Source organism: Peptoniphilus senegalensis JC140, assembly GCF_000321025.1.
GTDB lineage: Bacteria > Bacillota > Clostridia > Tissierellales > Peptoniphilaceae > Peptoniphilus_A > Peptoniphilus_A senegalensis.
The window spans coordinates 159,165-163,892 of sequence record NZ_HE610718.1 but is presented as its reverse complement, the minus strand read 5'-3'; the positions used below and the strand labels follow the sequence as shown (position 1 = coordinate 163,892).

Here is a 4,728-nt window from a genome sequence, read left to right as displayed (position 1 = left end):
CCCCTTAACCCCCTCCTTAAAAAAAGAATTAAAAATAAAAATATATTTTGTGATGAAAAAACTTTTTTATATGTTTTTAAAGCGAAGCTTTCCACTTATCTATTCAGTGCCTTTAAAGGAAGGGGGAGGGTTGGAGGAGCCCTCCAACATTAAAAAAATAAAAAACTTTTCTTTTCCTTTTCCAAAAAGTAAATTTACTCAATCAATACAAATTAAGTACAAAAAAGCTTGAAAAAATTTTAACAAGTGTTATAATTAAATCAAGAAATAAATAATATTTTAAATCTTCAGGGAAGGGTGCAAGTCCCAACCGGTGGTAAAGTCCACGAGCGCAAGCTGAATTGGTGCAATTCCAATACCGACAGTAAAGTCTGGATGAGAGAATGATTTAAACTTTCACGCCCCGAAGGTTCGGGGTTTTTTTATGCCCCAACAGGAGGTAAAATGAATAAAGTAAACACAAACACCATGATAAGAACAAAAGACATGACAAAAGTAGCCATGCTATCAGTAATTGGCTTCGTACTAATGTACTTCCAATTACCACTAACCTTTGTGGCTCCACCCTTTATGAAGCTGGACATATCAGACTTGCCAGTTCTTATGGGCGCTTTCACAATGGGACCAGTCTATGGCATCATAATAGCAGCCTTAAAGAACCTTATGCACATAATATTTAAGGGCACAATGACAGCAGGAGTTGGCGAACTATCAAACTTCATCATATCAAGTACCTTTGCCGTAGTGTCAAGCTATTTTTATAGAAAGCATAGAACCTACAAGGGAGCAGTCATAGCACTAACAATAGGAGTATTGGCAATGACAGTCCTTGCCATGGCATCAAACTACTTCGTGGTCTTTCCACTTTACGCAAAAGTAATGCCAATGGACGCAATAATAGCAATGGGATCTGCCATTACATCAAAAATCACAGGACTTTTCACAATGATGATCTATTCAGTCCTACCTTTTAACCTAATAAAAGGCTTCACAACATCAGCAGTGATGATGTTAGTATATAAAAAAGTTAGCCCACTATTTAAAGATTAAAAAAATAAAGAAATTGAAAATCAAGCAGGCTGTCAAAAGGCAGCTTGTTTTTTTGTGTCCATATAATATAATTTAAACAAAAGACATAAAGGAGAGATACAAAAATGAAAATTTTATGTGCAGGTCCAACATCAATAGATGACGAAGTAATGGCATTAATGGGAAAAAGTTTAACAAACCCAGACATAGATCCAGAGTACGAAAAAATACATAGAAGAGTAGAAAAGAAAATCTCAAAACTCTTAAAGACAGAAGCAACAACAATGCTAATGCTAGGCGAAGGCATGATTGGACTAGAAGCAGCAATCATAAACCTAGTAGAAAAAGGCGACAGAGTCCTAGTCCTAAATAACGGAGTCTTCGGCGCAGGCTTTGCCGACTTCGTAAAATTTTATGACGGCGAGCCACTAATATATGAAGATGACTTTAGACGAGGCTTTGACATAGAAAAATTAAAAAAATTCTTAGAAAAAGACCATGACTTTAAAGTAGCCACAATGGTACACTGCGAGACACCATCAGGCATAACAAACGATGTAAAAAGTATCTGCAACTTACTAAACTCCTACGGAATACTCACAGTAGTGGACACAGTCTCAGGCATGGGTGGAGAAGAATTTGACTTTGATGACTACAAAGTAGACATAGCACTTGGCGGCAGTCAAAAATGTATATCAGCACCAACAGGACTAACTTTCGTAACAATATCAGACAGGGCAAAAAAAGCAATAAAAGAAAGAAAAAAACCAGTCCCTTCATATTACATGAACTTTCTAAACTACTATGAGTACGCAGATGGTTTTACCTTCCCATACACAATGAACGAGAACCTAACTTATGCACTAGACTTAGCCTTAGACAAACTCTTTGCAAAAGACTCCATAGCCCTACACAAAAAATACGCAGAAGTTACGAGAAAAATATTTGAAGAAGCAGGCTTTGAACTTTATGCCAAAGACTCAAGATCCAACACCCTAACAGCAGTTATTGTGCCAGAAGGCTTCATAGCAGATGATATTTTAATGGCATTAAAAAAGAAGGAAATACTAATATCCAAGGGTGCAGGAAACATATTTGAAAAAGTATTTAGAATAGGCCACATGGGCAACAACATATCCTACGAAAACTTCTTAGAACTATACGAAAAATTGGACGAAGTTTTTGAAGAGTTGGGAATAAAGACTAAAATTTCTTTAAAAGAAAGATTTGTAGAATTAATGAAATGAGAAAATTTGAAAAAATAATTTCAATAATTCATTGAGGGGAAATTCAGAAAGCCTAAACTAACAAGCTGAGTTTCAATTCTATCATCCAATAAATAGCAGAAAACATGCTATAATATTTGAAGGAGAGGAGGGATACTTTGAACTTAAAAGACTATCTTGGAGAAACAAATCTATATGACAAAAAAGAAAAATTAGAAATAAACAAACCTAAGTCTTGGTTAAAATCCGTATCAGCCTTTGCAAACGGTCGAGGTGGAAAACTAATATTTGGCGTAAAAGAAGATAATACAATCCTTGGACTTAGTGACTATAAAGAGACTTCCGAAAATATTTCTGAAATCATAAAAACAAAAATGGATCCGAATCCAGAATTTGATATGGAAATACAAGAGATAGATGAGAAAATAATTCTAATTCTAACAATCTTTGCGGGGAAAAACACTCCTTACTTTGTGGCAGATGGCGGTACGAGAACAGCCTACAAGAGAGTAGGAAATCAGAGTGTCTCTGCCAATAGAATAGACTTATTTAACTTATCACTAAAGGGCGAACATATTAGCTATGATTCACTTGAGTCAAAGAAAAATTTAGAAGATGTAACTTTTAAAGAACTTGGAATAGAATATAAAAAGAGGACAGAAAAAGAGTTTGAAGATAAAGATTTAATATCCTTTGGGCTTGTAAATAATGAGGGGAAACTAACCCTAGCAGGAGCACTCCTTGCAGATGACTATCAAGTTTATCAATCAAGAGTGTTTTGTACTAGGTGGAATGGACTAACCAAAGCCAGTGGGAGAATAGATGCTCTTGACGATGCTGAATTTGAAGGAAATATAATTTATCTTTTAAAAGCAAGTTTGGACTTTGTAAAAAGAAACACGAAAAAGATGTGGAGAAAAGGTCCAGTCTATAGAATAGAATATCCAGAATATCCCGAAAGAGCAGTACAAGAAGCCTTAGTCAATGCCCTAATCCACAGAGACTATTCAGTAATTGGCAGTGAAGTCCATGTAGATATCTATGACGATAGGCTAGAAATATATTCTCCTGGAGGTATGTACGACGGAACTTTTGTCCAAAATCTAAATCCATTAAACGTATCTTCCTCAAGAAGAAATCCAATTTTAGCAGATGTATTTGCCAGAATGGATTTAATGGAAAGACGAGGATCTGGACTTAGAAAAATCATAGAAGCCTATAAAAGAGAAGAAAATTATAGGGAAGAATTAAAACCAGAGTTTAGATCTACCGAAAGCTCTTTTACTACAATTTTAAAGAATCTAAATTATGACACCCAAAATGTCACTCTAAATGAGGGTCAAAATGTCGGTCAAAATGTCGGTCAAAATGTCGGTCAAAATGTCGGTCAAAATGTCGGCCAAAATGTCGGTCAAAATGTCGGTCAAAATGTCGGTCAAAAATTGAAACCAAGTAAAAGGCGTGAAGAAATTCTTGAAATAATAAAAAATAACCCTAAAATAACTGCATACGATTTATCTAAACAATTTAATGTAACCGATAGAACCATAGAAAGAGATTTAAAAAATCTCACAGATAAAAAAATAATAGAGTATATTGGCAGTGCTAAGGATGGCTATTGGAAAGTAAATTAATACTAAGGGGCATTTTATATGGATAAGTTAGCTCAAATTGATGAGGCTATTTCAAAGTTAAAGGAAGAGAAAAAAGAAATGACACCGGAAGAACTTCAAAAAAAGGAAGAAGACTTTGCAATTAGATTTTCTCACGAGTCCCTAAAAATGGAAGGCAACAGCCTTACTTTCGAAGAAGTCAAAGACCTGTTGGCAAAAATAACTTCCCAAACAGACAAGGAATAAGAGTATCAAAGTTAGAATTATAGCTCCTCGAATTCGAGGGGTTTTAAAGAAAAATTAGGTGATTTTTTGAAAAAAGCAAGAAAAATTGAAGAAAATTCATTAAAAAATAGCGAAATCGACTTACTTGAAGATGAAATTGACTTAAAAATTGCAATGTCACGACTAAAATCAGCAAAAAATGAAGAATTTATATCACAAGATGACTTTGAAAAGAAATTTGGCGTAAAATTAGATGAAGTTGAGTTCCTTAAAGACGAGGAATTAGAATAAAACTTATATCTCTAAAATAAAATTGCCCTTTTAATGCCAAGTCCCAGTTCATAAATATCGAGGTGCAACATGGATAAAGAAAAATTAATAAAGAAGAAGAAGAAAAACTATTTAAAGAAGCTAAAAAATTTGTTGAAGATGACATAGACGCATTTAAAGAGCGGGCTGATGGACCTGACACAATTGAGGAAAAATCCGAAGAAGCATATAAAAACTTTGACAAAGTGGCAGATGAGATTATGGAAAAGTATGACAAAGCCTTTAAAGAGCTTGCAAAATAAATTTTATTTAAGGAGGGGGCATAGGGGGCGGCAATGCCCCCTCTACCCCCTCCTTTGACCTCC

6 protein-coding genes and 1 riboswitch are annotated in these 4,728 nt (G+C 34.7%); of the genes, 5 read left to right on the top strand and 1 reads right to left on the bottom strand.

The annotated features are described in order from the left end of the window. The first annotated feature begins 279 nt into the window (after positions 1–279). Positions 280–392, top strand: a riboswitch (FMN riboswitch). 52 nt (positions 393–444) lie between these two features. The 5 genes from PTSHG_RS05010 (at position 445) to PTSHG_RS09230 (ending at position 4,384) form a co-directional block, all read left to right on the top strand. Then, positions 445–1,050 carry an ECF transporter S component gene (locus PTSHG_RS05010; RefSeq protein ID WP_019107795.1) on the top strand — a complete coding sequence of 202 codons (606 nt, stop codon included), beginning with the start codon at positions 445–447 and terminating at the stop codon, positions 1,048–1,050. Between the two features lie 104 nt (positions 1,051–1,154). Next, positions 1,155–2,276 (top strand): pyridoxal-phosphate-dependent aminotransferase family protein, encoded by a 1,122-nt coding sequence (locus tag PTSHG_RS05005; protein WP_019107794.1) that lies wholly within the window; start codon positions 1,155–1,157, stop codon positions 2,274–2,276. Between the two features lie 137 nt (positions 2,277–2,413). Continuing rightward, on the top strand, positions 2,414–3,889 hold the full coding sequence (locus tag PTSHG_RS05000; RefSeq protein ID WP_019107793.1) for an AlbA family DNA-binding domain-containing protein: 1,476 nt from the start codon (positions 2,414–2,416) through the stop codon (positions 3,887–3,889). Between the two features lie 18 nt (positions 3,890–3,907). Beyond that, positions 3,908–4,114, top strand: coding sequence for a hypothetical protein (locus PTSHG_RS04995; protein WP_019107792.1), 207 nt, complete (start codon positions 3,908–3,910; stop codon positions 4,112–4,114). A gap of 66 nt (positions 4,115–4,180) precedes the next feature. Further along, on the top strand, positions 4,181–4,384 hold the full coding sequence (locus PTSHG_RS09230) for a hypothetical protein (protein WP_019107791.1): 204 nt from the start codon (positions 4,181–4,183) through the stop codon (positions 4,382–4,384). On the opposite strand, the gene PTSHG_RS10080 is transcribed toward PTSHG_RS09230, so the two are convergent. After that, positions 4,362–4,728 (bottom strand): hypothetical protein (locus PTSHG_RS10080; RefSeq protein ID WP_222859659.1); only part of this gene is annotated, 367 nt, incomplete at its 5' end. The genes PTSHG_RS09230 and PTSHG_RS10080 overlap by 23 nt on opposite strands.

Coding starts and splice junctions, on each gene's coding strand:
- PTSHG_RS05010 (WP_019107795.1), top strand. CDS start 445: ATGAATAAAGTAAACACAAACACCATGATAAGAACAAAAGACATGACA.
- PTSHG_RS05005 (WP_019107794.1), top strand. CDS start 1,155: ATGAAAATTTTATGTGCAGGTCCAACATCAATAGATGACGAAGTAATG.
- PTSHG_RS04995 (WP_019107792.1), top strand. CDS start 3,908: ATGGATAAGTTAGCTCAAATTGATGAGGCTATTTCAAAGTTAAAGGAA.